Below are 23,753 nucleotides of genomic sequence, written 5' to 3'. Positions count from 1 at the left end.
GCTTCACAGTGACGTCGTCGTCCCGATCCCTCGTTCGGCCGCTCGATCGAAGACGAACTCGGCCGCTGCGGCGTCCAGAACTGCCGTTCCGACGCTCTCGAGGACGACTATCTCGTCGGCGGACTCGCGGCCGTGATTGCCGGCCAGGACGTCACCCAGCGAACACAGTTCGAGGTCGGCGTGCCCCCGGAGATCCCCCGTCTCGACGGCTTCGTCGGGCACGTCGGCGACGACGCGAGCCGCGCGGTCGATCGTCACGTCGTCCAGTTCGCGCATCTCCGGCGTGTACGCGCCGACGGCGATCACGAGCGCGCCGTCGGCGAGCGCGTCGCCCGGAAACACCGGTTCGGTGCTCGTCGTCGCCGTGACGACGACCGAAGCGTCCGCGACGGCCTCGCGCGGACTCGAAACCGGCGTCGTCTCGACGCCGAGTTCCGACTCCAGATCGCGGGCGCACTCGATCCGGGACTCGCTCGGCGAGTAGACCCGAATCGACTCGAGTTGGTCGACACCGATCGCAGCGGCGATAGCTCGGATCTGCCAGCGCGCTTGCGCCCCCGCGCCGACGACGGCGAGGTCGAGGGGCGCGCGGAGCGACGATCCGCGGTCAGTCGAGCGGGACACCCGCGAGACGCCGTCGGCCGCGAGTTCGCGGGCGGCGAGGCCGCCGATACAGCCCGTCCGCGCGTTGGTGATCCGGTTGCCCGCGAGGTAGCCGACGGGCTGGCCGGTCTCGGCGTCGGTGAGCGAGATCTGGGCCGTGACGGTCGGCAATCCGCGCTCGGGGTTGTCCTCGACGACGGCGACGAGCTTCGTCGCGGCGTAGGCCGCGCCGTGGACGTACGCGGGCATACAGAGGCCGGTCCCGGTCGGCTCGGCGGGTGCGTCGGGGTCGAGCCCCGTCCCGATCGGATAGTGTGGTCGCTCGGGTCGTTCGACCGCCCCCGTTCGTTGCTGCTCGAATGCGTCGGCGACGACGGGCAACAGCGCCTCGAGGTCGAGTACCGACGCGACGTCCTCGTCGGAGAGCACGCGAACCATACGCGAAACTCGTTGCAGGCCCACTTCAGTGGTGCCGTCGTTCGCGCCTTCGGATTCGTCCCGACCATCGCCGACGGGCATCCGTTCCGACACACTGCCGACTTCGGACCCGTCCCGCCACCCCGTCGGCGGAGCGCGTTTGTAGTTGGCCGTGGTACCGTCCCGCATGAAAATCGTCATCGCCGGTGGGGGCATCGTCGGGACCGCGATCGCGGCGCGACTCGGCGAGACCGACCACGACGTCACGCTCCTCGAGCGCTCGCGGATCGGAACCGAGACGACGGCCGCCTCCGCGGGCATCCTGATGGAGACCGTGATCGACCCGACGCCGTTCGACCTGCGATTTCGGGCACGGGCCCGCTCGGTCTACGACGAACTGTTCGATCGCGGTCCGCTCGAATCGGAGCGGATCGGCGTCCTCTATCTCGCCGAAACGGACCGCTTTGCGGAGCGGCTCGAGGAGTCCGCTGCGACGCTCGGCGAACACGACGTCGAAGCGTCGTTCCTGTCGCAGGGCGAGTTCGCGGACCTCGGCGTCGATCCCGACGGCTTCGTCGGCGGACTGTACACGCCGAACGACAGGCTCTGCGATCCGGTCGCCGTCGCGAACCGGTTCGCCGACTGCGCCCGGCGGGCGGGTGTCGACGTTCGGACGGGCGAAACCGTCACCGACGTTCGGACGCGCGACGGTGCCGTCTCGAGCGTCGACACCGAAACGGGCGGTTTCGACGCTGACTGCGTGATCAACGCGACCGGTCCGTGGGCACCGGAACTCAACGAGATGGTCGACGTCTCGCTCCCGCTCAGACAGACGCTCGGACCGATGGCGGCCCTCGAGAGCGAGGACCCGATCGAGAGCCCGGTGACGATCCTCGAGTCCAAACGGTACGTTCGCCCGACCAGCGGCGCCGACGGGACGGGCGCGTGGATCGGCGAGTACCGGACGGCGTACGACGACGGTCGGCGCTACGATCCGGACGAGTGCGCCGTTCCGGACGGATTTGCGGAATCCGCGGCGGAACTCGCGGCCGTCGTCCCCGCGCTCGAGGGCGCGACGGTCGTCGACGAGTGGCTCGGTTGCCGGACCGTCACGCCGGACGGCAGACCCATCGTCGGCGAGACGAGCGTCGACGGGTTCGTCGTCGCCTGCGGACTGACCGGGCAGGGAATCACGCTCGCACCCGCCGTCGCCGACGTCGTTCACGACGCGCTCGAGGGGACTCTCGAGAGCGACTATCGGGAGCGGCTCTCGCCGAATCGGTTCTGAGTGCTTTTGGCTGCACCGTCGGCTCGAGTCGACGGCATTTCCGGTCGCGTATCGGGGTTCCGGCGGCGAGCGAATCCTTATCCCGGACCGTGTTGTTCGCTATCGTATGACTGTTGTCGTGATCGGCGGGGGTATCGTCGGGCTCTCGAGTGCGTACGAACTCGCCAGTCGCGGCGTCGACGTCGTCGTCTGCGAACGGGGATCGATCGGATCGGGGAGCACCGAACGATCCGTGGGCGGCATCCGTGCGCAGTTCTCGGCGCCGGTCAACGTCGACCTCTCGCTCGAGAGCATGCGCGTCTGGAACGGCTTCGAGGAGCGGTTCGGGACCGATATCGACTACCGGCGGCCGGGATACCTCTTTCTCGCCCGGAGCGAGGAGACCGCCGCGCAGTTCGAGGAGACCGTCGCCATGCAGAACGACCGCGGCGTTCCGAGCGAGGTTCTCGAGCCGGAAGAGGCGAGGGAACACTGCCCGGGAATCGACCCCGATCGGTTCGTCGCGGCGACGTACGCCCCGACGGACGGCTTCGCGGATCCCCACCTCGCCCTGCAGGGATACGCACGGGCGGCGGCGGATGCGGGAGTCGACGTGCGAACGAAGACGCCCGTCGTGGACGTGATCAGGGAGACCGGTGCTCGCGGCGGCGACGAATCAGGGCGGGTGCTCGGGGTCGAGACGCCGGACGGGCGACTCGAGGCCGACTACGTCGTCGACGCCGCGGGACCGTGGGCTCGCGAGGTCGCGGCTCTGGCCGATATTTCGCTGCCGATCGTCCCGAAGCGACGCCAGATCGCCGTCGTCGAACCGGAGAGCCCGGTTCCCGAGTCCGATCCGCTGACGATCGACCTCGAGAGCGGTTCCTACTTCCGGCCGGATCGGGACGGCGACGCGCTGATCGGCGGTCACTTTGGTGCGTCGGATCCCGCCGCGGATCCGGACGGCTACGCGCGGTCGATGGACTTCGAGTGGAGTGTCGAGGCCCTCGAGACCGTCGCCGGGTGGACCTCGTACTTCGGCCCCGAGTCGGCGGTTAAACGCGGCTGGGCCGGGCTCTACGCGGTGACGCCGGACGATAGCGCGATCCTCGAGGAGACGGTTCCCGGCTTCATCACGGCAGCCGGCTTCTCGGGCCACGGCTTCCAGCACGCACCCGCCACCGGGAAACTGGTCGCCGAACTCGTCACCGACGGCGAGGCGTCGCTGGTCGATATCGAGGCGCTCTCGAGCGATCGATTCGAGCGGGAGACGGCTCGAACGGAGCGGAACGTCGTCTGAAAGCTGTTAGTCGGTATCCGAATCGGACGGTTCGTCACGGTCGGTACCTGCGAGATCGGCCCGTCGCGAGACGTACACCGGAATCACCAGCACGCCGCCGAGGGGTACGTAGACCCCCATCGAGTAGTGCGACGGGTTCTCGATGCCGAGTCGTTTCGCATCGTAGTAAATCGCGATGGCACCCAGGTACTGTACGATCAGCACCAGCGCCAATCCGACCATAACGATCGTCTCAGCCATACACGATCGTTGACACCACTGCCATATCAGTGTGTACCTCGAGTGATGGGTTCGAGGCCGAAGCGACGTCAGTACCGATCGCCGTGATAGGTCTCGACTTCGGGGAAGAGCGTCGAGAGCGCCTCGACGGCCGTCGAATCCGTCGCCTCGAGTCGCCCCGTTCGCTCGAGATCGGTCGCGGACTGCGCACCGACGACGAGTTGCGAGAGTGCACCGATTCCGAGGCGGATATCCGACTCGTCGGCGGTGACCGGGTTACACTCGCCGCGGCCGTCCGCGACCTCGAGTCGGAACGTGCCGTCGTTCCAGTCGGTCAGCGAATCCTCGACGGCGATCGTTAGATTCGCTTCGCGGTCCGGATACGAGAGGTGAGACAGCGTCTCCCCCACGTCGACGATCCGAACCATCGGGCCGTCCGTGACCTCGGTGTCGATCTCGTCGGGGTCTCGAGCGATCTCGCGTACCGGAACGTCCTCGGGCACTCGAAGCCGCACGCGCTGGACCTGCGAATCGTGATCGTGGCAGAACGAGAGCAGTGCCAGCAAGGCGTCGTGATCGGTGACGACGAGTTCGGACACCGACAGCGTTCGGTCTCCCATCTCGCCGTCGATCGTGTAGACGAGATACCCCTCCACACGGCCGTCGCGCTCGTAGGCGTAGACGAACGGGTCGCGGTCGCCGCCGGCGAACACCCGGTGACGCCACCAGGTCTCGTCGCGCTCGAGGGCGAGGCCGTACCGCTCGAGATGCGTCTCGTAGGCGGCCTCGATTCGGTCGTAGTCGTCAGCCTCGAGGCGGCGGAAGGCTGTACGATCGGCGCCAACAGTGTCCATCGCCTCCGTCGCGAACGACAGCGCCGCTGGCTCGCACTCGTGGGTCACGACTCGGTTGGTGGTGTCCCAGCCGTACTGTCGGTAGAACCGGTAGCGGAACGGCCACAGCACCGAAAAGCGGACGTCGTGGTCGCGATACTCCGCGAGGGAGTGGGCGAGTAACTGCCGGACGTGACCCCGTCGGCGATACTCGGGCGGCGTCGCGACGGACGCCAGACCGGCGGTTCGATGGGTGTCACCGCGAACGCGGGACTCGAGCCAGTAGTGTCGACAGACGCAGCGCGGATTCGCGTCGTCAGCCGCCTCGGTGGCGTAGAGGCCGCGACGGGAACCGAGGGAGCCCCGCGGCCCCTCGTGTTCGTCGGGATCGTAGGCCGGAACTCCGGATTCCGGTCGAAAGGCGTAGCTTCGATACTCGTGAAAGACGTCCCGTTCGTCCGGGATGGGACGATAGTCGACCATGCCAACGAGAGTGTGGGCGACCGGAAAAACTGTTCGTGTAGCAGGCCGTTCGCTGGGACTGCCTCGAGGACGGTGTCGCGTTCGAACCAGCCCGAAGACTGAACAGTCGCGGTTCACAATTCGTTTCGTATGGTCGACAGGAACGTGGTTCGTCGGGGATACGACGAATTGAGGGGGACGTACGAGGCGGAACGTGCGGGAGACGACCGCGGGAACACGATACTCGACGAGTTCCTCGATTCGATCGCGACTCCGGCGCGGATCCTCGATGTCGGCTGCGGTCCGGGCGTCCCCGTCCTTCGGAAATTGCGTACGGAAGCGACCGCCTTCGGAGTCGATCTATCCCGCGAACAACTCAACGTGGCCGCGGCGAACGTTTCCGAAGCAGCGTACGTACAGGGGGAGATGACGAGACTTCCCCTTCGTGACGACGCGTGCGATGCCATTATCGCCTTTCACTCGCTGATTCACGTCCCGCTCGAGGACCACGGGACGGCTATCGACGAGTTCGCACGCGTCTTGCGTCCCGGCGGTCGCGTACTCCTGTCCGAAGGCCCGGACGAGTGGTGCGGGACGAATTCGGACTGGCTCGAGAGCGGCGTCGAAATGCAATGGAACATTGCGGGAGCGGACGCCACGCGGGACCAACTGCGAGCCGCTGGGTTTACGATCACCGACGAATGGGGCACCGCCGGTACGTTCGCCGACAACGACGAGCAGTGGCTATTCGTCGCCGCCACGCTCGAGGCGTAACCGGGCGACTGCGTCGCCGTGTCGGCTCCCGTCCGGCCGATACGAGACGACGATCGACCGCGAGTCGGACCTATTCGAAGGGTGTCCCCGGCGAACGCTTCGACAGTCCGTCCACCGTGAATTCGGATACCGAACGAGACCAGAACCGAGACGTTCTGCAACGAGAATAGGTCCGTCGACTGGAGCGACGTCGTTCCAAAGACGTATTACTACCGTCTCCAGACCAGTGGCAAGCGCGACGGTAACCAGACGGCGGATCACTCGCGTCGTCTTCGTCCCCGACACGGACAGCCCACACACGACCTGCTACCCATGGATTCACTATCCCGACTCTGGAAGCGATACGTTGCTCGAAACCCGGACCCGGACTGTTACCACGTCTACGCGTCGTTTCCCTCCCGACCGTCGACCGACGGTCCGGCGCTCGGCGCCCTCCGTAATCGGATCGACCACCTCGAGTACGCCTTCGAGGGACGACTCGACGTCACCGTCACGAGGAAACGGATGGTTGTGACGACGGATACGGTCGCATGCGAGCAGTTCGATCGATCCGCGTTCGAACGGTTCGTCGCGGGGATCGAGGACCTGTACGGCGACGTCTACAACGTGGTCCACTACACGAAGACCCGGCGATGTCGTCGCGGGTACAAAAAATCGCACGTCGTCGTCCCGGTCAAACCCCTCTTCTCGAAATCGGACGATCCGAAGGCGCTCGACCGGGTCGTTTCGGGGGACCAGTCCGCCTGATCAGTCGTCAGTCGTCGTCTCCACTAGGGCTCGGGCCGGCACCCCGTTCCCGCTGATCGGACTGCGAAAGCGACGGGGTGCGACTCGCCCAGTTGCCGATGTTCTCCGAGACGTACTCGCGGCCACCGAGGCCGAACGAGACGCCGACGCCGATCGCAACGGCCGCGGCGAGTCCCCACGCGAGCGCTCGAGCGAACACGTACAGGATACCGACGTCGATCCCCATCGTGTCGAGACCGATCACGATCGCGGTGAAGTAGAGGAAGATTCTGACGCCGCTGGCGAACATTTTCGTGGCTCCGGAGCCCGTCGCTGCCTGGGTCCGTTCGATGACGTCGCCGATGAAATCGGCAACGACGAACCCGACGACGATGACGGCGATCCCGGCGATGAGCAGCGGCAAGTACGTGACGGCGGTGGCAACCAACGCGGACAGTTCCGGAATCGCGAGCACGTTCGACGCTCCGAGGATCGCGATGGCGTAGACGAACCACTTCGCGAGCGTGCCGAACGCGTGCGAGACCGCGCTCTCGGTCCCGCCGAGCATTCGTCCGAGGGGGGTCTCGAGTACCATCCGATCGAGTTCGATACCGTCGGCGATTCGCATGACGACGCCGGCCACGACGCGGCCGACGATCCATCCGATGAGGAGGATGAGTAGCGCGCCGACCAATCGGGGCACGAACGCCACCATATTGGCGACGGTGTCCTGGAGGAATTCTGGTAGCTGTACCTGCTGCAGCGGCAGTTGTTGTACCATCGTCTCAGCGGAGGCTCTGGACGCGCTTTGTAATGGAGTTGATACGATCGTGTCGGCAATCTGCCCGCTCGACGCCGGCGTTGCCAGCTTTGGGGAACTGTCCGTTACCGCGACTTGCAGGGGAACGGACCGTAGCGGACGAGGAGAGGAACACACCGCGCTCGAGTTTTTGTGCGACGCATATTACCACCCCACCCCTCCGCCGTCGTCGATAACAGGAAGTTGCCATCCGAACCGGTCTCGTGGTCGCTGGCAATTCTGTTGTAACTCGTTCGACACCAATACGACGGCTGGAAACCTCTCTGCTGATTGCCAGTCCCTGCCCGCTGACAGCGCCACAAAAATCGCGCGTACTCGCGGCTGTGAATGTGATCCGAACGCCCTCGCTCGCAGAACGCGATGTCACGATCACGACAGCCAGTGAGCGCTCGAGTTCGGCGGCAATGAGCCCGTAGAACCTTCGAAACAGTCGTATCGACGAACACGAATTCGGTGCGATACCGGCGCTGTGGGTAATCCGCTGTTATGCAACGACCAGTATACGAGGACACCGACGGGGCACGAGAACTGGACGGCTCGGTCCCATCACACGCGTAGCGTCCCGACTGAGCGGTCGTTTCCGACGAAAGTAGTCACAGTGCGACGATCCCGGTCGAGTGCCACTCAAGAGCGGTCGCTGACGAACGCCTCGATCCGGGCCAGCGCCTCTCGGAGGTCCTCGAGGCCGGTCGCATACGAAATCCGGAGGTGACCCTCGCCGCCCTCGCCGAAGACGTCGCCGGGGACGACCGCGACGCCCTGCTCGCGCAGGATCTCCTCGGCGAACTCCTCGGCGGTGAAGCCCTCGGGAACCTCGGGGAAGCAGTAGAACGCCCCCTTGGCCTCGAAGACGTCCATCCCGATCTCGCGGAACCGAGAGAGGACGAACTGCCGGCGGCGGTCGTACTGGTTCACCATCTTTCGCACGTCGTTGTCACAGGAATCGAGCGCCTCGAGCGCGGCGTGCTGGGCCGTCGTCGGCGCCGAGAGCATCGTGTACTGGTGAATCTTGTTCATCGCGCCGATGGCCTCGGCGGGGCCGAGCGCGTAGCCCAGTCGCAGGCCGGTCATCGCGTGGGCCTTCGAGAACCCGTTGAAGACGATGGTGCGCTCGCGCATGCCCTCGAAGCTCGCGATGGAGGTGTGCTCGTTGCCAGCGGAAAACTCCGTCTCCCGAGCGGACGAGTGGGACTCGTCGACGTCGTAGGTTAACTCGGCGTATATCTCGTCCGAGAGCACCGTCAGGTCGTGCGTTCGGGCGAAGTCCGCGATCGGCTCGAGGTCGTCGGCCGTCATGATCGCTCCCGTCGGGTTGTTGGGGTAACAGAGGACGAGCATATCGGCTTCGTCCGCGCCTGCTTTCTCGAGTTCCTCGACGGTCAGCCGGAAGTCGTCTTCCCGTTTCGTCGGGACGGAGAGAACCTCGCCGCCCGCGAAGATCACGCCGGGTTCGTAGGAGATGTACGACGGCTGGGCGATCGCAACGGTGTCGCCGGGGTCGACGAACGCCCGGAACGCGAGATCGACCGCCTCGCTCGCACCGGCGGTGACGATGATCTCCTCGTCGGGGTCGTAGCCCAGGTCGAACCGGTCGGCGACGTAGTCGGCGATGGCCTCGCGGAGTTCGCGCTTCCCGCGGTTCGCGGTGTAGGACGTCTTGCCCTGCTCGAGGGAGGCGATCGCGGCGTCGCGGGCCGCCCACGGCGTCGCGAAGTCGGGTTCGCCGACACCCAGGGAGATGACGTCGTCGCGCTCCTCGGCGATTTCGAAGAACCGTCGGATTCCCGACGGCGGCACCGTCTGGACGCGATCGGAGAGTTCGAACGTCATGATCAGGGTGAGAACGACAGTCGGTCGTCACCCTCGCCGTCGCCGAGTTCGATCCCGTTTTCCTTGTAGGAGGCCATCACGTAGTGGGTGACCGTTTGGGTGATCTCGGGGACGGGCGCGACCTTCTCGCTGATGAACTGGGAGACCTCGCGGATGGAATCGCCCTCGACTTCCATATCGAAGTCGTAGTCGCCGCTGATCAGTCGCAGGGCTTTGACCTGTGGAAACCGTGCGAGACGGGCCGCAATCTCGTCGTAGCCCGTCTCGCGATCGAGCCTGACGTTCAACTCGACCTCGGCGCGGACGCGTTCGTCCTCCAGTTTGTCCCAGTCGACGACCGCCTGATAGCCGCGGACCACGCCTGCCGCCTCGAGTTCCTCGATCGCCGCCTCGACGTCGGACTCGTCGAGACCGGTCATTCGCGCGATATCGTCGGTCGAATATCGGGCGTTCTCACGAAGCAACTCGAGTACCTCGCGTTCGCTCATACATCTGCGAAGCGCGAGCGTGAGTAAAGGTCTACCGTTGTTCGGTCGGCAACGCACTGCGTACGGATCGACGGCCGGACCTAATGAAGCGACGATTCACAGCGAGGACAGATTCGCGATTGCATCGGAACGCTCCGCTGGCAATCCGGGCAGGTGATATCCTCCTCCAGTTGAAATGGGTATGCTCGACTCATAGTGTGATCTCGTCTACCAGTTTACCGACTACTACCATAAAGTACATCGACGCATAGTTGAACTGTCAAGAGAGTCGCTCTTTCACGGGTTCCGAGGTTTCGGCAGGCTGCGTGATCGGTCGCTCCCACCTCGAGCACGCGACGTGCTGATCGACGACGGCCGACTGCGCACCGATCGTTTCTCACGCGCGTATCGACGACGGCCGCCCGCGATCGCAGTCCGATCGAGTACCGACAACTGCGCCCACGGACCGACGCGACCGATCCGCGGCCGACCGCTGCCGGATCGCGCCGACACTACCGATAGTTCTTGAACAACAGCGCCCGAACGTCGTCTTTCGTCTGAACGTCTTCCGTCGTCCCGTCCGGGAGTTCGACGCTGTAGCGGTAGTCCCCGGAGTCGGATTCCGACCACTTGTCGTCGTGAGTTTCGAGCAGACTCATCATCTCGTCCAGCATATCGTCGTCGTCGGCCGAGCCATCCCCGCCAGTGTCACTGTCCGCGCCGTCGTCCGCGGCGTCCGCGTCGGCTGCGTCTGCGGTGTCGTCACTCGAGTCTGCGGCGTCTTCGTCGGACCCACCGTCCTCACCGTCGGCGTCGTCGGCATCCGCGTCGGACTCCGGATCGTCTTCGTCGACCGAGTCGTCCTCGATGTAGGAGACTTCCTCGAGATCCTCCGGGGTCGAGTCGCCGTCGATCGCCGCGCCGACGGAGGCGGCGACGTCGTCGGTCGCCGAGGAGTCGAGGTCCGCGTCGAGTTCGATATCGAGTTCGGTCTCGCCGTCGAGGTTGTCGATCAGGTACTGGACGGCGTCGCGTTCGCGGACGAAGCCGTACTTGCCGACGACCTGTTCGGAGATCTCTTCGCGGAGCTGTTGGATGACTGCGTACTGTTCGTCAGTGACCTCGAGCGTCTTCATACCACATCGATGTCGCGGGGGGTACAAATAGGTGGGTCGTGCTTCGCGCCTCCATCCGGGAGTGGGACGGGCCACCCTCGTGGAACTACTGTTCAGTTGCTGTGCGTACTTACTGGTCGAGTTTTCGTCGTGAGTGCGATGAAGATGAGCGCTCTGCTCACACTGGCAACAGCGGTTTCCACGTCCTCCCCAGCCGATCGCTGCTCACGGATGCGTCGCAACCGTCTGCTCACGGACCGTCGGTCCGTTTGCCTGGTCTGCGAACCCTCGCGCATTGTCGAGCCGCGGTTCACTCTGCTCACGGCTCCCGGTAGTCGCCGTTCACTTTTCGAGGCGCTCCCAGAGTCGCGCCTCGCATTCGTTCACCGCGGCTAAGCGTGCCACCGCACGTGGTCTGGTCGGTCTGAACTGAGAACGAGTATTGATCGCCAAGGGAGTCGGTAACCAGCCGTCCGAACGATGAGACGAACACGACGCTTAAGGGATTACGTCCGGAATCCGCCGGTATGGTATTGAAAGAGTCTGACACCGAACTGGACGCAGGTGACCCCGCTCCCGACTTCGAACTCGAGGGTGCAGACGGCGAGACGTACACGCTCGAGTCCTTTGCGGACAACGAGGCGCTCCTGCTCGTCTTCACGTGCAATCACTGTCCGTACGCGAAGGCGAAGTTCGACCTGCTCAACGAGTTGGCCGCCGAGTACGACGACGTCGCGGTCGTCGGCATCAACCCCAACGACGCCGAAGAATACCCCGACGACTCGCTCGAGAAGATGCGTGACTACGTCCGAGACGGCCGGGTTCAGTACGACGCCTACCTGCGCGACGAGAGCCAGGAGGTCGCGAGGGAGTACGGCGCGGTCTGTACGCCGGATCCGTTCCTGTTTGCGTGGTCTGAAGCAGACGAAGCGTTCCAACTCGTCTACCAGGGCCGTCTCGACGACGCCCTGAACCCCGACGACGAACCCACGCGGTTCCACGTCCGCGAGGCCATCGACTCGGTGCTCGAGGGGGAGTCGGTCGACCTGGAGTGGCAGCCCTCGCAGGGTTGTTCGATCAAATGGACCGACGAGTGACGAGTAAGAATACCCGATCCGGAATCCAGAGCACTACAGGGTCCCCTCGTGGTTGCGTCTGCCGGCTTTTCGCTGATACCGACTGATACGCTACTAGTACTGTCGAATGATCTGGCGTGTCTCGAGCGTTCTCTTCCAGTCGTCGACTCTTCGACCGGATCCGATTCAGTGGGTTCAGGAGACGTATCTCACCTCGCTCGAGGTACAACTCCTCGCGACGGTCGTGCTTACCGTCCTCGTGATCCTCGGATTCGGCAGCGCGTCACGGTTTCAGGGCGTCGTTCGCCGGTGGTACGGCACTCATATCGCAGAGGCCAGCTCGGTCGTCCTCCTCGGGGCCGTCGTCGTCGCCGGCGTCTACGCGTTCAGCGTGATCTGGCACGTCACGTTCGTCCTCGAGTACACGCTGCGGACGATGGCGATCGATCGGTGGCTCGCCGCCCAGCAGCTGGTAACCGGCGCGATCGTCCTGACCGCCTACCTCGCGATCCGGTTCGTCAATCGATCGATCGACAAACTGGCCCAGACGAGAGCGATCACGAAACACCAGAGCGAGGTCGCCTATCACGTCTCGGACGTCGCGATCGTCGCGTTCGCCGGAACGATGATCCTGACGCTGTGGGGGATCGACCTCACGAACGTATTCATCGGCGCGGGGGCGATCACCGCGATCGTCGCGCTGACGGCCCGCGAAACGTTGACGGCGATGCTGGCCGGCTTCATCCTGCTGTTCTCGCGGCCGTTCCACGTCGGCGACTGGATCGAAGTCAACGAGACCACCGGCATCGTCACCGACGTGACCATCTTCACCACCAAGATCCAGACCTTCGACGACAAACACGTCCTGATCCCCAACGACGAGGTGACGAACAGCCAGCTGACGAACTACTCGCAGAACGATCAGTTACGTATCGCGGTCGACGTCGGCATCGATTACGACGCCGACCTCGAACGCGCCCGCTCGGCCGTCGCCGACGCCGTCAGCGACCTCGAGTCGATCAAGAACGCCCCGAACCCGCAGGTGGTCGGCAAGCGATTCGACGATTCGGCGATCGTCATCGAGTGTCGCGCCTGGATCGCCGATCCGACGATGCGTCGGAAACACGACGCACAGACGGACATGATGGACGCGATCGTGGCCGCGTTCGATCGGGAAGGGATCGATATTCCCTACCCCCAGCGGGTTCACACGGCTCGAGAGGAGGGGTTCAGCATCGAAGAGCCTCGAACGCCGAGAGGCGCGGTCTCGCCGCCCGAGGACTGAGAAACCGAGAAACGAGTCGGCCGGGTGCCACCGATACTACATATTCGGGCGCCGTCGCGAGGAAGGAAGTCCTCGTCGCGAACCGGTCGCCCGTTACTCGACGACGAGTTCGCCTCTCTGGGATCCCGAGTGGAAGCTACAGACGTACGTCACCATCTCGGCGTCCGCAGTAAACTCGAGGGTGGCGCCCTCGCCTTCGTCGGCGACCTCCTCGGTAGCCAGTTCGTCGACGACCTCGTCGTCCGCGTCCCAGATCTGGAGGTCGTGTGCGATGTCGTCACCGTTGACCCACTCTATCGTGTACTGCTCGCCTTCCTCGAGGACGAGCGTCGGGTTCTCTAGGTCGTCGATATCGTCGGGTGCGGCCCCTTCCCAGTGGGAGTTGTAGCCGTGGACGACGATCTCCGTTCCGGAGTCGATCTCGAACGTGTCGTCGTCGCTGTCGCCATCGTCATCGTCGCTACCGGAACAACCGGCGACGACGGCCGCGATCGTCGATGCCCCTGCCGCCTTCAGAACCGTTCGTCGGGTGTGTACAGTCATGGACCTCGTACTGACCACTCGCGGCCGTATCCCATTGAAAAAGACACCTAATTCCCACCCGTTGGGACGGCTAACAACCATGTTCGGCTAGTACGCGATACGCGTCAAAAATTGCCGGAGATCGTCGAACCCGTTCGGTCTCGAGCGACCGCTCGCTAGCGAACAGCGCGCCGATACTGGTCCGGTCACTGCGACGCCCTGTCGTCAGCGAGCGAGGGTGGTCCCGCAGACCATGCGAGTAGTGCGGGACCAACGATCCCGCATACCATGCGAATAGTGCGAGACCACAGGTCTCGCAGACTATGCGAGCGGGCCGTCGGCCCGCGAGCAGACGGCGTGTCGCGCCGTGAGCAGACGGACCGACGGTCCATGAGCAGAGGACGCGAAGCGCCCTCGAACAGAAATCGGTTGGGGAGGCTGTGGCCTTCCTAGCCGCCAGCGTGAGCAGGACGCTCGACGTTACCGGGATGACCGCTCGTCGCGAGCGGCCGACTGATCGTCGCGGTGGGACGAATTCACCCCGACTTATCCCACTCGAGCCCACAGCACCGCTATGACAACGCCGACACCGCTGCTGGACCGGTTCGACGCGGCCAACCCAGTCGTCGGGATGGTCCACCTCCCACCACTGCCCGGCGCACCAGCATTCGACGGCGACCGCGACGCCGTCGCCGACCGCGCGCTCGCGGACGCCCGTCGACTCGAGGCCGGCGGCATCGACGGGATCGTCGTCGAGAACTTCGGCGACGCGCCGTTCTATCCCGAAGACGTTCCGAAACACGTCGTCGCGGAGATGGCGACGCTCGCGTCGGAACTCACGAGTACCGTCGACGTCCCGGTCGGCGTCAACGTCCTCAGAAACGACGCCGACGCCGCGCTCTCGATCGCCGCGGCCGCGGACGCCGACTTCGTCCGCATCAACGTTCACGTCGGTGCCGCGGCGACCGATCAGGGGGTCCTCGAGGGTCAGGCTCACGAGACCGTCAGACTCCGGGACCGGATCGACGCCGACGTGGCGATCCTCGCGGACGTTCACGTCAAACACGCGACGCCCGTCGGCGACCCCGATATCGAGCAGGCCGCACTCGAGACGGCCGAACGCGGCCGGGCCGACGGGATCGTCGTCTCGGGTGCCGGAACCGGTTCCGAGACGGCACTCGAGGACGTCGACCGAGTCGCCACGACGCTCACGGCGCCAGCAACCGACGACCGCACGCCCGTCTTCGTCGGCAGCGGCGTGACGAGCGAGACGATCGGCGACTGTCTCGAGGCCGGTGCAGCCGGCGTGATCGTCGGCACGGCGCTCAAAGAGGACGGGGAGACGACGAACCGGGTCTCGAGCGAGCGCGTCGAAACCGTCGTGGCAGCGCGGGACTCGAGTCGGTCGTAACCGCTCGCACGACTCACTCCCAGTTGTGCAGCGCGTCCCGGAAGATGTCCGCGGCGTCGTCTTCCGTCACCGGACGCGGGTTACAGCGCAGCAGCCGTTGCTGGGTCTCCACCGTTTGGCTCGCGAGCCAGTCGATGTCCTCCTCCGTGATCCCGGCGAGCTCCTCGAGGCCGCTCGGGATCACGTTCAGATCCTGCTGGAGCCGAACGTACTCCTTCCGGGCCTGATCGGCGGCCTCGCGGGTCCCCATACCGTCGGTGTCGGCACCCAGCATGTCGGCGACCGCGACGAACCGTTCGGGGTCGCTGGCCGCGTTGTAGCCCAGCGTGCTCGCGGGCGTCAACACCGCGATAGTTTCACCGTGGTAAGTGTGATACCGGTTTCCGACTGGGTAGGCCATCGCGTGAGCGAGACTCGCGCCGGCCGTCAGCCCGGCGATCGCGCCGAACAGGGCGCCCTTGAGCATCGCCGCGCGCGCCTCGAGGTTGTCGCCGTTGTGGACCGCCGTCCGGACGTTCCCCGATAACAGTTCGATCGCCTTCTCCGAGAACATCTCGGTGAGTTCGGTCCGTCCGGCGTAGACGGGTCGGGACTCGGGATCGGCGGCTCGCAGGAGGCCGTCGAAGGGATGAGTCGTGTAGCCCTCGATGGCGTGACCCAGCGCGTCCATCGCCGTCTTACCGGTGATCTCGGGCGGGAGCGTCGTCGTAAACGTCGGATCGAGGACGGCCGCGTCGGCCCGAATGTGGTTGCTCGAGATGCCCTCCTTGATGTTCTTCTCCTCGACGGAGAGGATGGCGACCGGGGAAATCTCGGCCCCCGTCCCCGCCGTCGTCGGCATGAGCACCAGCGGCGGTCCGGAGTCGGTCAGCGCCTCGCCTTCACCCGTCGGTTCGGCGATGTAGTCGAGCACCCGCCCGCCGTTGGCGATCACCGCGCGGGTCGCCTTCGCCACGTCGATACAGCTGCCGCCGCCGAAGCCGACGTAGAAGTCGTAGCCGTCCTCGCCCTCGTTCTCGCGGACGAACTCGATACAGCCGTCGACGTTCTCGATTGACGGCTCGCGTTCGGCACCGTCCCAGACGGTCACGTCGTAGCCCGCGTCCTCGAGGTGGTCCGTCACCCGACCCGCGTGGCCGATGTCGACCAGGGTCTCGTCCGTGACGACGAGACCGTGGGGGTCGCCGTCGGCGCTGACACCGAGATCGGCGAGTTGGAACGCCAACTCCTCGACGGCGTCACGGCCACACCGGATCTGGGGCATCTGCAGGTGCCAGACCGTCTCCGGCTGGAGGTCGTGTTCGGGCGCGGAGACGGAGCGTTCGTAGCTCATCTCACTGCCCCCACCCGTCCCGAATTTCCTCGAACTGACCGCTGTCGTGACCGTACACGATCTGGGCGTCGTGGCGGCGCTCGAGTTCCTTGATCCGCTGGAGGCTCTCGAACCACTCCGTCTTGCCCCAGAGGAGCAACGCGCCCAGCGGAATCTCCTCCTCGAAGTTCTCCGCCCGATAGAGCTGGTCGCCGGTGAAGACGACCGTGCCGTCGTCGTCGAGGTGGATCATCGTCCCCGTCAACCCCGGCGTGTGGCCGGGGAACCGGACGAACTCGAGGTCCTCGAAACGTTCCTCCCGATCCCGGTGGAGCACCTCCCAGTTCAGGTCGTGGTCGAAGTCGTCCAGGATGTACGCGCCGCTCCCCTTCTCGGTTTTCGCGCTGTAGTAGGCGTACTTGAGTTCCTCCTCGTGGACGAAGATCGGCACGTCGGTGCCGTCGAAGAACTCCAGGCCGCCGGCGTGATCGAGGTGGAGGTGTGACTGGAAGACGTAGTCGATGTCGTCGATCCCGTACCCTGCCTTTTCCAGATCGTCGTCGAGACGGTGTTCGTCGGCGTCGTACGGATAGAACGCCTGTAACAGCCCCTCCGGCCAGTGTCCCTCGAGCGCCTCGTGGTGGTTACCGGTGTCCCAGAGGATCGTTCCCTCGGGGTGATCGATGACGAGACTCCAGACGGGAATCTCGTCGTAGTCCACGTCCGGGTTGGGTTCGTCGTGCGTTCCGAGGGTGTGGCCCTCGAGCATGTAGTTCTGATCGCACTCGAGTCCCCCGCGATAGAGGACGTCGATCGTCGCATTTACCATGTGAATGACACCTCGAACCCCTACATCATTTCCGATCAAAAACATTTGTGTGCCATTCACAGACGTTCACGGAAGCGAGCACGTTCTCGCGCGATCGAGACCCGGTACCGATCACTGCATCAGCAACAGCGGCCCGATCAGGACGCCCATCAGGTGGACGCGCCGTGCCCGAAGACGCACCGGGACCATCCCGATCGCAGCCGCGACCGCGAAGACGACGATACCGACGAGCCCCGTAAACAGGTACGAGAGCGCGCACAGCAGGCCGAGGACGGCCACAGATATCTTCCAGTACTCCATCGTCCCGACGATATCGAGGTAGGTCTCCCCGACGACGATCACGAGCACGAACCCGAACAAGCCGGCGAGGACGACCCCCGCGACCAGGATCGGTAACTCGAGCGGCGCGTTCACGTTCTCGAAGGCGACCATCACGCCGGTTCGGGGCTGGCCGATCGCGACCAGCGCGAAGAGCGCAAAGATCGTGTTCGCCGTATCGACGCCGCTCGTCGCGACGATGTAGCCCCGATCACCGGACTGGCCGGGAACCAGCACGAGGACCGCGACGGCGGCGATCGCCGCCGAAACGCCCGGAATGTAGCCCACGACCGCACCGGCGAGCGCGCCGGCGAACGCCGTCGCACCGACGAGCGAGCGGGGCATTTCGATGCGCTCCTCGTACTGCGGCGGAATGCCGCTTCCGAAGACGGCGTCGATCAACACCGGCGCGCCGAACAGCCCCGCGAAGAGCGGCGCGAGCATCCCGCCGGCCTCGAGCGGCGCGTCCGGCGAGAGATCGAGCGTGAGCAGACCCAGTGCGGCGGCGAGCACGAACGAGACGAATCCACCGATCCGCGCGCGCCACGTGTACTCCGAGGCGATCAGTGCGACGACGACCATCGCCAGCAGGAGCCCCAGATTGTCACGAATCGTCGGATAGGCGGCCGTCACGCCCCACGTGATCGGCAGGGCCAGCGGAACCGCCAGCAGGACGGCGAGGACGCTTCCGAGCGCGGAGAGTCGGATCGCCTCGTAGCCCCGGCCTTCGAGGACCATCCGATGCCCCGGTAGCGCGGTCACTGCCATCTCGGCGTCGGGAACCCCCAGCGCCATCGCGGGAACGGCGTTCAGAAAGGTGTGAACGACGCCCGCGGCGAGCATCGCACAGCCGACGAACAGCGGCTCGCCGGGGATCGACGGCGCGAAGCCGGCGAGCAGCAGCGCGAAGTTGTTCGCGTGCAACCCCGGCACGAGTCCGCTACAACTTCCGAGCAACGCCCCGGCCAGAATCCAGCCGAGCAACTGTAGTGTCAATGTCGGCTCGGTAACGAACTCGACCGGAGCGATGGCCATCGGCCTGTCTGGCCGCGGCTTCACTGAAAAAGTCTCAGTCCCGATCGGCCCCACCGTCCGAACTACCTACGCGGACGCGCCGAACGGCCGCTCGTCCGCGAGATCGAACAGCGGCACCACGTCCGTCACCGCGTAGTGCTCGAGCATCGCGTGAAGCTCCGCGAACGTCTTCGTCTCGGTCGCGCCGGCCTCGAGCAAGTCGAGATACCGCTCGCCGACGACCGGGACGTCGGCACCGACGAAGTACGGTTTCATCGCGTCCAGCGTGTCGCGATGGGCGGCGTACTCGTCCGTCCGTACCTCGTACTCCTCGAGCATCGTCCGCGGCACGTCGATCTCGCAGCGCTCGCAGGTGTCTTCGAACGACGTGTACTCGCCGAAACAGTCCCAGGCGTCGATCCGGAGGTCGTCGCTCTCGACCGTCTCGAGGAACGACGCGACCCGATCGGCGAGGCCGTGTCGGTCGCCGAGCGTCTCGCTCGCGATGCGGGTACGGCCTTCGAACTGGACGAAATCGAAGTACTCGCCGTTGTAGGTGAGTACCGACTCGCCGTCGCGAGCGTCGAACCAGTCCAGCGTCCGTTCGACGAGATCGAGTTCGGCCGCGCCAGTGCGACCCTCGCGGAAGAACACCTCGCGTTCGATCGCCGCGTCTCGATCGGGCTGGTAGGCACAACACAGCGAGAACAGTTCGAAGTGGTCCGGGTTCTGGAAGTCCGGTTGCCGATCCGGCTCAAGTTGGGGATTGATCGTCTCGATGTCGAATGCGAATCTGCCGGTCGTCACGATAGTCACCCCATCGAACCAGTCCGTGAAAAAACACGCCGGTCACACCCTCAGGCGGACAGGCTCCGAGACGACGTGATCCGCTCGAGTAGGGCGGACGTCACTGACTCTCGTCGGCAGCACTCACCGGCGTTCGCTCACGCGGAAGATACCCGTCGCTGTGCACCCAGAGCGTCGAACAAAAATCGGGATTGCGAAATCGTCGCGTCGCGACTTAGCCGAAGAGTTCGCCGAGGCCCTCGCCGCCGGCGTCCTCGTCTTCGTCCTCGTCGTCGTCCGTCGTGTCCGGGACGTCGCTGGTCTCTTCGACCTCTTCGTCCTCGTCGTCGCCTGCGGCCTCACCGGCCGCGGCGCCGCCTGCGGCGGCTCCGGCAGCGGGTGCGACGGCAGCCTCGGAGACCGCCTCGTCGATGTCGACGTCCTCGAGTGCGGCGACGAGCGCCTTGACTCGGGATTCTTCGACGTCGACGCCGGCAGCGTCGAGTACGTTCGTCAGGTTGTCTTCGTTGAGCTCTTCGTCCGCTTCGTTCAGGATGAGTGCAGCGTAAACGTATTCCATTGTTGTATCCTCCAGTCGTGATTATCCGAACATTGCGCCGAGTCCTTCGCCGCCGCCAGCGTCTTCGTCGTCATCGTCGTCGTCATCATCTTCGGCGGCGTCGGCCTCAGCGTCGTCCTGGTCGTCTGCCGATTCGTCGTCGCCCTCGGCGTCCGCCGCCGGTTCGGCGGCGGGCGCTTCGACACCCTGCAGCTCCTCAGGCAGGGCGTCCTCGTCGTCGATCCGGGCCGCGAGCGCACGCAGCTGTGCGTCGGCCTTGGAGACGAGGTCGGGCATGAGTGCTTCGTCCTCGATCGCGGCGTGCAGGCCGAGGCTCTTGGCCTCGCCCGTCGCCTTGGCGATGAGCGTCGGCGCGGTGGCCTCGGTCGGGTAGCTCGCGTTGATCGAGAGGTTTCGAGCGCGAGCGGCGGCCGTCGCCACGTCGCTCTCGTAGGCCTCGATGTCGATGTCGAGGTCCTCGGGGTCGAACAGCACGCCGTCGGCGATGACGGCGCGAAGGTCGAGACCGACCTCCTTGGGCTCGATCCCGAGCTCGTTGAGGACGTTCGACAGATCCGCGGAGACTTCCTCGCCGGCCGCTAAGACCGTCGAGTCCTCCATGACCTGAATCGAACCGTCCTCGATGCGGGCGTTCGCGCCGATGCTCTGCAGCTCGCCGACGAACGGCCCCGGATCGACACCGGTGTCACCCTCGGGAACGACGATGTCGTTCGGGGCGACTTCGCCCTCGTTGATCGGTGCCGGCGTCTTCGACGCCTCGAGTTCCTTGTAGAGCGAGAAGGGGTTCTCGTTCGTTCCGACGAGACCCACCTGCCCTTCGATGTGTTCGACGAGGTCGCCGAGTCCGGCGTCTTCGAGCGCACGGACCTGCAGTGTGTTGCGGCTGACGCGCAACTCGGCGGTGCCGTACAGGTCGCGACGCATGTCCTGGAGCTGTTTGCTCGGAATGCCGGTGATGCCGACGATGCCAACGCTCTCGTAGTTCTCGATGAGTTCTGCGAGTTCGTCGACCTCCTCTTTCTTCCACTGGGGAAGGTTCTCGGTCTTGCGTTCAGCCTGTGCGCTCATATTAGACAACCTCCTGAGACGGCCCCATCGTCGTCTTTACGTAGACGCCATCGATGTTCTGTGGGCCTTTCTCGAGGTCGGCGTGCAGGCGACGCAGGATGACGTCGATGTTGTCGGCGATGTCTTCGGCATCCATATCCTCGGCTCCGACGAGCGTGTGGAACGTTCGTCGGTCCCGGGAGCGAAGCTGCACGGTACTTTTGAGTCTGTTGACGGTCTCGACGACGTCGTCGTCGGGCGAGAGCGGATCCGGCATCTTCCCCCGGGGACCGAGAATGGTACCCAGGTGCCGGGCGATATCTTGCATCATCGCCTCTTCGGCGATGAAGAAGTCCGTCTCGTCCGCCATATCTTTGGCTTCGTCGTCGTCCAGATCGGCCACGTCGTCTCCCGAGAGGACCTCGTCCGCTGCCTCTTCGGCGCGGACGGCGGTTTCTCCCTCGGCGATTACGACGATACGGGTTTCCTGGCCGGTTCCGGACGGCAGGACGATAGACTCGTCAACACGATTCGACGGTTCGTTTAGGTCAAGGTCGCGCAGATTGATCGCGAGGTCGACCGTTTCGGTGAAGTTCCGATCGGGTGCCTCGTCGAGTGCGCGAGCGACTGCGGTTTCAATATCCGAATCTGCCATCGTTCACCTCCGTAGTACGCAGGAGTGCTCCTACGGGTCAGTGAAACAGGCAATGCCTGTCTCCCTTGGACGAAGTGCCATCGCGAACTTAAACCCGTCGAACTGCGCTCCGCACGGCCTACCATCCCCTCGATACGAGCCGTCTCTCGAGTTCTCCTCACAGGTGACACCGAGTAACACAGACCGAAAATATTATTGAACGTGAAAGTATATTGTTCGAGTATGGGGCCAGTAGATTTATATGGTGTCAATGGGGCGGTACTTGAGTCAATCGGCCATTTCGCCGCGGCCGGTCTCGGACTCGAGACGTATCAGGCGTTGGGTGCACTGGAGCGAGCGGGCGTCCACGCCGGGGTGACACTCGTCGTCGCGATGGTCGTTCTCGGATTACTCCAGAACTTTGGACCGCAAACAGTTACGAAATCCCGTCGGAGCCCGGTAATTTCGATCTGTATCGGCATCCCGACCCTCCTGGTCATCGGCGCCGTCGTGAGTACGGGCTATCTGATCATCGGAACGAGCCTCGGGACGTTCTTCGGTATCGTGTTGGTCGCCGTCGGCCTGACCGTCGTTCCGGTACTGACGATCGTCGGCTTCGTCGCGGTCGGCCACGCGATCGCCGCCAGATTCGGCCGCGATCAGTTGTGGGTCGGCGTCGTCGTCGGCAGCCTCCTCAGCGGCCTCGTCGCACTCTCCCTCCCCATTACCCTCGTCGCTGGCCTCTTCGCCGGTGCACTCGGCACCGGTGCCGGAATCCGCGTGATGCGAGGCGCCGGCGGCTCGACGCATCCCAGCGAGCGCACCGTTCCGCCCGCGAACAAGATTTAAGCGTCGGATACTCGAGCAATCCGGCGTAAGGCGTTTCTTCACACGCGTCGAGAGCGCGAGTATGGCACCCGGCGATCGAGTCGCCCCCGAGTCGATGTCGACGCTCCGCTGGGTGGCGATCGCGCTGGCGCTCGTGACCGCGGCCGTCCACCTGCTTCTCGGCATCGGCTTTCTCCCCCACTGGATGGGTGGTGCCTTCCTCGTCGCGACCGCCGGCTTTGGTCTCGGAATTACACTCGTCCTCCTCGACTATCGCCGACGGCTCGTCTACCTCCTCGGCATTCCCTTTACCGTCGGGCAGGTGGTCCTCTGGTACACGGTCAACCAGCCCGCCAGCCTCGGCGAACTCACGGCTGCCGGCGTCGTCGATAAAGTCGCACAGTTGCTGTTGATCGCCGCTCTGGTGGTGCTCTACCGCCGTGAGTGACCGATGACCGACGACTCGACGCTGGCCGTTCGGCGACGGACGCTCCCGCGGTGGGGTCGCGTCACCGCCGGCAACGCGGCGATGATCGCCCTCGCGCTCGTCGCACTCGAGGTCGGATGGGCCGCCGGCCCGTCCGCCGGCTTTCTGGCAATCGTCGGGCTGGTGGTGGCGCTCGAGTCGGCGCTCTTCCTCGGCGTCGTCGACGGACTCGGAACCCAACCCGTCACACTCGCGACGTGGGTGACGGTGTCCCGAGGCGCGGCCGTCGCGGTGCTCGCCGGCTTCGTCGTCACGGGACCGCCAGCGGGGACGGGACTCGTTTCGCGGGTGCCGGCCGCGCTGTTCGCCGTCGCCGCGGCGCTCGACGCGGTCGACGGTGTGCTCGCGCGGGCGACCGACAGCGTCACCGATCTCGGGGCTCGCCTCGACGTCGAGACGGACGCGCTGGTCGTGCTCGTGGGGACGCTCGTCGCCGTCGTCGACGGCGCGCTCCCGCTCGTCTTTCTCGCGGTCGGCGCTGCCAGGTACCTGTTCGTCGCCGGCCGGTGGTGGCGAACCCGTCGCAACCGTCCCGTCTTCGACCTCCCGCCGAACCGGTTTCGCCGGCCCCTCGGGGCGCTCGCGATGCTCGCGGTCTGGCTCGCGTTGGTGCCGGGCCTCGAAACGGCCGTTACGCGTACGCTCGCGACGATCGTGCTGGTTCCGTTCCTGGCGAACTTCTGCCGGGACTGGCTCGCCGTTTCCGGACGTCTCGGCTCGTAACCGGTCGAGACGGGTGACGAAATCGTCACCTACACCTGCCGATCGTCCGGCCGGGACGGCCCGCTCGG

25 protein-coding genes are annotated in these 23,753 nt (G+C 65.2%); 10 read left to right on the top strand and 15 right to left on the bottom strand.

Features of this window, described 5'->3' with window-relative positions:
• Positions 1-3 precede the first annotated feature (3 nt).
• Complete coding sequence (locus tag ACSFC7_RS13500) at positions 4-1,041, bottom strand: ornithine cyclodeaminase family protein (RefSeq protein WP_436347960.1); 1,038 nt, start codon at positions 1,039-1,041, stop codon at positions 4-6.
• Between the two features lie 166 nt (positions 1,042-1,207).
• Between ACSFC7_RS13500 and ACSFC7_RS13495 the strand changes: the two genes are divergently transcribed.
• Positions 1,208-2,308, top strand: a complete 1,101-nt coding sequence (locus ACSFC7_RS13495) for an NAD(P)/FAD-dependent oxidoreductase (RefSeq protein WP_436343313.1) — start codon at positions 1,208-1,210, stop codon at positions 2,306-2,308.
• Positions 2,309-2,414: 106 nt separating this feature from the next.
• Entirely contained in the window at positions 2,415-3,587 is a 1,173-nt protein-coding gene (locus tag ACSFC7_RS13490; protein WP_436343311.1) for an NAD(P)/FAD-dependent oxidoreductase, read from the top strand.
• A gap of 6 nt (positions 3,588-3,593) precedes the next feature.
• Here ACSFC7_RS13490 and ACSFC7_RS13485 read toward each other — a convergent pair whose 3' ends face one another.
• The gene (locus tag ACSFC7_RS13485) at positions 3,594-3,827 is read right to left on the bottom strand and encodes a hypothetical protein (protein ID WP_436343310.1); all 234 of its coding nucleotides are present in this window, start codon (positions 3,825-3,827) and stop codon (positions 3,594-3,596) included.
• Positions 3,828-3,895: 68 nt separating this feature from the next.
• The gene (locus ACSFC7_RS13480) at positions 3,896-5,122 is read right to left on the bottom strand and encodes a GNAT family N-acetyltransferase (RefSeq protein WP_436343309.1); all 1,227 of its coding nucleotides are present in this window, start codon (positions 5,120-5,122) and stop codon (positions 3,896-3,898) included.
• A gap of 129 nt (positions 5,123-5,251) precedes the next feature.
• Here ACSFC7_RS13480 and ACSFC7_RS13475 point away from each other — a divergent pair, with 129 nt between their 5' ends.
• On the top strand, positions 5,252-5,875 hold the full coding sequence (locus ACSFC7_RS13475; RefSeq protein WP_436343308.1) for a class I SAM-dependent methyltransferase: 624 nt from the start codon (positions 5,252-5,254) through the stop codon (positions 5,873-5,875).
• Positions 5,876-6,187: 312 nt separating this feature from the next.
• A complete protein-coding gene (locus tag ACSFC7_RS13470) occupies positions 6,188-6,622 on the top strand; it encodes a hypothetical protein (protein WP_436343307.1) in 435 nt (144 codons plus the stop codon).
• A gap of 7 nt (positions 6,623-6,629) precedes the next feature.
• Here ACSFC7_RS13470 and ACSFC7_RS13465 read toward each other — a convergent pair whose 3' ends face one another.
• The 4 genes from ACSFC7_RS13465 to ACSFC7_RS13450 all read right to left on the bottom strand — a co-directional run bounded on the left by ACSFC7_RS13465 (position 6,630) and on the right by ACSFC7_RS13450 (position 10,854).
• On the bottom strand, positions 6,630-7,382 hold the full coding sequence (locus tag ACSFC7_RS13465; RefSeq protein ID WP_436343306.1) for a mechanosensitive ion channel family protein: 753 nt from the start codon (positions 7,380-7,382) through the stop codon (positions 6,630-6,632).
• 663 nt (positions 7,383-8,045) lie between these two features.
• A complete protein-coding gene (locus tag ACSFC7_RS13460; protein WP_436343305.1) occupies positions 8,046-9,251 on the bottom strand; it encodes a pyridoxal phosphate-dependent aminotransferase in 1,206 nt (401 codons plus the stop codon).
• 2 nt (positions 9,252-9,253) lie between these two features.
• Positions 9,254-9,739, bottom strand: coding sequence for an Lrp/AsnC family transcriptional regulator (locus tag ACSFC7_RS13455; RefSeq protein ID WP_436343304.1), 486 nt, complete (start codon positions 9,737-9,739; stop codon positions 9,254-9,256).
• A gap of 491 nt (positions 9,740-10,230) precedes the next feature.
• A complete protein-coding gene (locus ACSFC7_RS13450; protein WP_436343303.1) occupies positions 10,231-10,854 on the bottom strand; it encodes a hypothetical protein in 624 nt (207 codons plus the stop codon).
• Between the two features lie 506 nt (positions 10,855-11,360).
• Here ACSFC7_RS13450 and ACSFC7_RS13445 point away from each other — a divergent pair.
• On the top strand, positions 11,361-11,930 hold the full coding sequence (locus ACSFC7_RS13445) for a thioredoxin family protein (RefSeq protein WP_436343302.1): 570 nt from the start codon (positions 11,361-11,363) through the stop codon (positions 11,928-11,930).
• A gap of 106 nt (positions 11,931-12,036) precedes the next feature.
• Positions 12,037-13,194 carry a mechanosensitive ion channel family protein gene (locus ACSFC7_RS13440; protein WP_436343301.1) on the top strand — a complete coding sequence of 386 codons (1,158 nt, stop codon included), beginning with the start codon at positions 12,037-12,039 and terminating at the stop codon, positions 13,192-13,194.
• A gap of 93 nt (positions 13,195-13,287) precedes the next feature.
• Here ACSFC7_RS13440 and ACSFC7_RS13435 read toward each other — a convergent pair whose 3' ends face one another.
• Positions 13,288-13,737, bottom strand: a complete 450-nt coding sequence (locus tag ACSFC7_RS13435) for a PKD domain-containing protein (protein ID WP_436343299.1) — start codon at positions 13,735-13,737, stop codon at positions 13,288-13,290.
• A gap of 553 nt (positions 13,738-14,290) precedes the next feature.
• Between ACSFC7_RS13435 and ACSFC7_RS13430 the strand changes: the two genes are divergently transcribed.
• Positions 14,291-15,127, top strand: coding sequence for a BtpA/SgcQ family protein (locus ACSFC7_RS13430; protein ID WP_436343298.1), 837 nt, complete (start codon positions 14,291-14,293; stop codon positions 15,125-15,127).
• Between the two features lie 13 nt (positions 15,128-15,140).
• Here ACSFC7_RS13430 and ACSFC7_RS13425 read toward each other — a convergent pair whose 3' ends face one another.
• The 7 genes from ACSFC7_RS13425 to ACSFC7_RS13395 all read right to left on the bottom strand — a co-directional run bounded on the left by ACSFC7_RS13425 (position 15,141) and on the right by ACSFC7_RS13395 (position 21,668).
• Entirely contained in the window at positions 15,141-16,460 is a 1,320-nt protein-coding gene (locus ACSFC7_RS13425; RefSeq protein WP_436343297.1) for a hydroxyacid-oxoacid transhydrogenase, read from the bottom strand.
• A 1-nt stretch (position 16,461) separates the two neighbouring features.
• The gene (locus ACSFC7_RS13420) at positions 16,462-17,268 is read right to left on the bottom strand and encodes an N-acyl homoserine lactonase family protein (RefSeq protein ID WP_436343296.1); all 807 of its coding nucleotides are present in this window, start codon (positions 17,266-17,268) and stop codon (positions 16,462-16,464) included.
• 111 nt (positions 17,269-17,379) lie between these two features.
• Positions 17,380-18,621, bottom strand: coding sequence for a tripartite tricarboxylate transporter permease (locus tag ACSFC7_RS13415; protein WP_436343295.1), 1,242 nt, complete (start codon positions 18,619-18,621; stop codon positions 17,380-17,382).
• Between the two features lie 66 nt (positions 18,622-18,687).
• Positions 18,688-19,407 carry a hypothetical protein gene (locus ACSFC7_RS13410; RefSeq protein WP_436343294.1) on the bottom strand — a complete coding sequence of 240 codons (720 nt, stop codon included), beginning with the start codon at positions 19,405-19,407 and terminating at the stop codon, positions 18,688-18,690.
• Between the two features lie 214 nt (positions 19,408-19,621).
• Entirely contained in the window at positions 19,622-19,966 is a 345-nt protein-coding gene (gene rpl12p, locus ACSFC7_RS13405) for a 50S ribosomal protein P1 (protein WP_436343293.1), read from the bottom strand.
• Between the two features lie 21 nt (positions 19,967-19,987).
• Positions 19,988-21,034: a 50S ribosomal protein L10 gene (locus tag ACSFC7_RS13400; RefSeq protein WP_436343292.1), complete on the bottom strand. Its 1,047-nt coding sequence runs from the start codon at positions 21,032-21,034 to the stop codon at positions 19,988-19,990.
• 1 nt (position 21,035) lies between these two features.
• On the bottom strand, positions 21,036-21,668 hold the full coding sequence (locus tag ACSFC7_RS13395; RefSeq protein ID WP_436343291.1) for a 50S ribosomal protein L1: 633 nt from the start codon (positions 21,666-21,668) through the stop codon (positions 21,036-21,038).
• Positions 21,669-21,890: 222 nt separating this feature from the next.
• Here ACSFC7_RS13395 and ACSFC7_RS13390 point away from each other — a divergent pair, with 222 nt between their 5' ends.
• From ACSFC7_RS13390 to ACSFC7_RS13380, 3 genes are all read left to right on the top strand, one after another.
• Positions 21,891-22,496 (top strand): hypothetical protein, encoded by a 606-nt coding sequence (locus ACSFC7_RS13390; RefSeq protein ID WP_436343290.1) that lies wholly within the window; start codon positions 21,891-21,893, stop codon positions 22,494-22,496.
• Positions 22,497-22,557: 61 nt separating this feature from the next.
• Positions 22,558-22,923 (top strand): DUF7475 family protein, encoded by a 366-nt coding sequence (locus tag ACSFC7_RS13385; protein ID WP_436343289.1) that lies wholly within the window; start codon positions 22,558-22,560, stop codon positions 22,921-22,923.
• Positions 22,924-22,926: 3 nt separating this feature from the next.
• Positions 22,927-23,685 carry a CDP-alcohol phosphatidyltransferase family protein gene (locus ACSFC7_RS13380; RefSeq protein WP_436343288.1) on the top strand — a complete coding sequence of 253 codons (759 nt, stop codon included), beginning with the start codon at positions 22,927-22,929 and terminating at the stop codon, positions 23,683-23,685.
• Positions 23,686-23,753: the final 68 nt, after the last annotated feature.

It is taken from the genome of Natronorubrum halobium (assembly GCF_051351675.1).
Taxonomy (GTDB): Archaea; Halobacteriota; Halobacteria; order Halobacteriales; family Natrialbaceae; genus Natronorubrum.
The sequence above is the reverse complement of the archived record's forward strand: the minus strand, read 5'-3'. Positions and strand labels throughout refer to the sequence as shown.

Bases quoted from the DNA above. Each gene is read 5' to 3' on its own strand.
- ACSFC7_RS13500 (WP_436347960.1), bottom strand. From the start codon at position 1,041: ATGGTTCGCGTGCTCTCCGACGAGGACGTCGCGTCGGTACTCGACCTC.
- ACSFC7_RS13495 (WP_436343313.1), top strand. From the start codon at position 1,208: ATGAAAATCGTCATCGCCGGTGGGGGCATCGTCGGGACCGCGATCGCG.
- ACSFC7_RS13490 (WP_436343311.1), top strand. From the start codon at position 2,415: ATGACTGTTGTCGTGATCGGCGGGGGTATCGTCGGGCTCTCGAGTGCG.
- ACSFC7_RS13485 (WP_436343310.1), bottom strand. From the start codon at position 3,827: ATGGCTGAGACGATCGTTATGGTCGGATTGGCGCTGGTGCTGATCGTA.
- ACSFC7_RS13480 (WP_436343309.1), bottom strand. From the start codon at position 5,122: ATGGTCGACTATCGTCCCATCCCGGACGAACGGGACGTCTTTCACGAG.
- ACSFC7_RS13475 (WP_436343308.1), top strand. From the start codon at position 5,252: ATGGTCGACAGGAACGTGGTTCGTCGGGGATACGACGAATTGAGGGGG.
- ACSFC7_RS13470 (WP_436343307.1), top strand. From the start codon at position 6,188: ATGGATTCACTATCCCGACTCTGGAAGCGATACGTTGCTCGAAACCCG.
- ACSFC7_RS13465 (WP_436343306.1), bottom strand. From the start codon at position 7,382: ATGGTACAACAACTGCCGCTGCAGCAGGTACAGCTACCAGAATTCCTC.
- ACSFC7_RS13460 (WP_436343305.1), bottom strand. From the start codon at position 9,251: ATGACGTTCGAACTCTCCGATCGCGTCCAGACGGTGCCGCCGTCGGGA.
- ACSFC7_RS13455 (WP_436343304.1), bottom strand. From the start codon at position 9,739: ATGAGCGAACGCGAGGTACTCGAGTTGCTTCGTGAGAACGCCCGATAT.
- ACSFC7_RS13450 (WP_436343303.1), bottom strand. From the start codon at position 10,854: ATGAAGACGCTCGAGGTCACTGACGAACAGTACGCAGTCATCCAACAG.
- ACSFC7_RS13445 (WP_436343302.1), top strand. From the start codon at position 11,361: ATGGTATTGAAAGAGTCTGACACCGAACTGGACGCAGGTGACCCCGCT.
- ACSFC7_RS13440 (WP_436343301.1), top strand. From the start codon at position 12,037: ATGATCTGGCGTGTCTCGAGCGTTCTCTTCCAGTCGTCGACTCTTCGA.
- ACSFC7_RS13435 (WP_436343299.1), bottom strand. From the start codon at position 13,737: ATGACTGTACACACCCGACGAACGGTTCTGAAGGCGGCAGGGGCATCG.
- ACSFC7_RS13430 (WP_436343298.1), top strand. From the start codon at position 14,291: ATGACAACGCCGACACCGCTGCTGGACCGGTTCGACGCGGCCAACCCA.
- ACSFC7_RS13425 (WP_436343297.1), bottom strand. From the start codon at position 16,460: ATGAGCTACGAACGCTCCGTCTCCGCGCCCGAACACGACCTCCAGCCG.
- ACSFC7_RS13420 (WP_436343296.1), bottom strand. From the start codon at position 17,268: ATGGTAAATGCGACGATCGACGTCCTCTATCGCGGGGGACTCGAGTGC.
- ACSFC7_RS13415 (WP_436343295.1), bottom strand. From the start codon at position 18,621: ATGGCCATCGCTCCGGTCGAGTTCGTTACCGAGCCGACATTGACACTA.
- rpl12p (WP_436343293.1), bottom strand. From the start codon at position 19,966: ATGGAATACGTTTACGCTGCACTCATCCTGAACGAAGCGGACGAAGAG.
- ACSFC7_RS13400 (WP_436343292.1), bottom strand. From the start codon at position 21,034: ATGAGCGCACAGGCTGAACGCAAGACCGAGAACCTTCCCCAGTGGAAG.
- ACSFC7_RS13395 (WP_436343291.1), bottom strand. From the start codon at position 21,668: ATGGCAGATTCGGATATTGAAACCGCAGTCGCTCGCGCACTCGACGAG.
- ACSFC7_RS13390 (WP_436343290.1), top strand. From the start codon at position 21,891: ATGGGGCCAGTAGATTTATATGGTGTCAATGGGGCGGTACTTGAGTCA.
- ACSFC7_RS13385 (WP_436343289.1), top strand. From the start codon at position 22,558: ATGGCACCCGGCGATCGAGTCGCCCCCGAGTCGATGTCGACGCTCCGC.
- ACSFC7_RS13380 (WP_436343288.1), top strand. From the start codon at position 22,927: ATGACCGACGACTCGACGCTGGCCGTTCGGCGACGGACGCTCCCGCGG.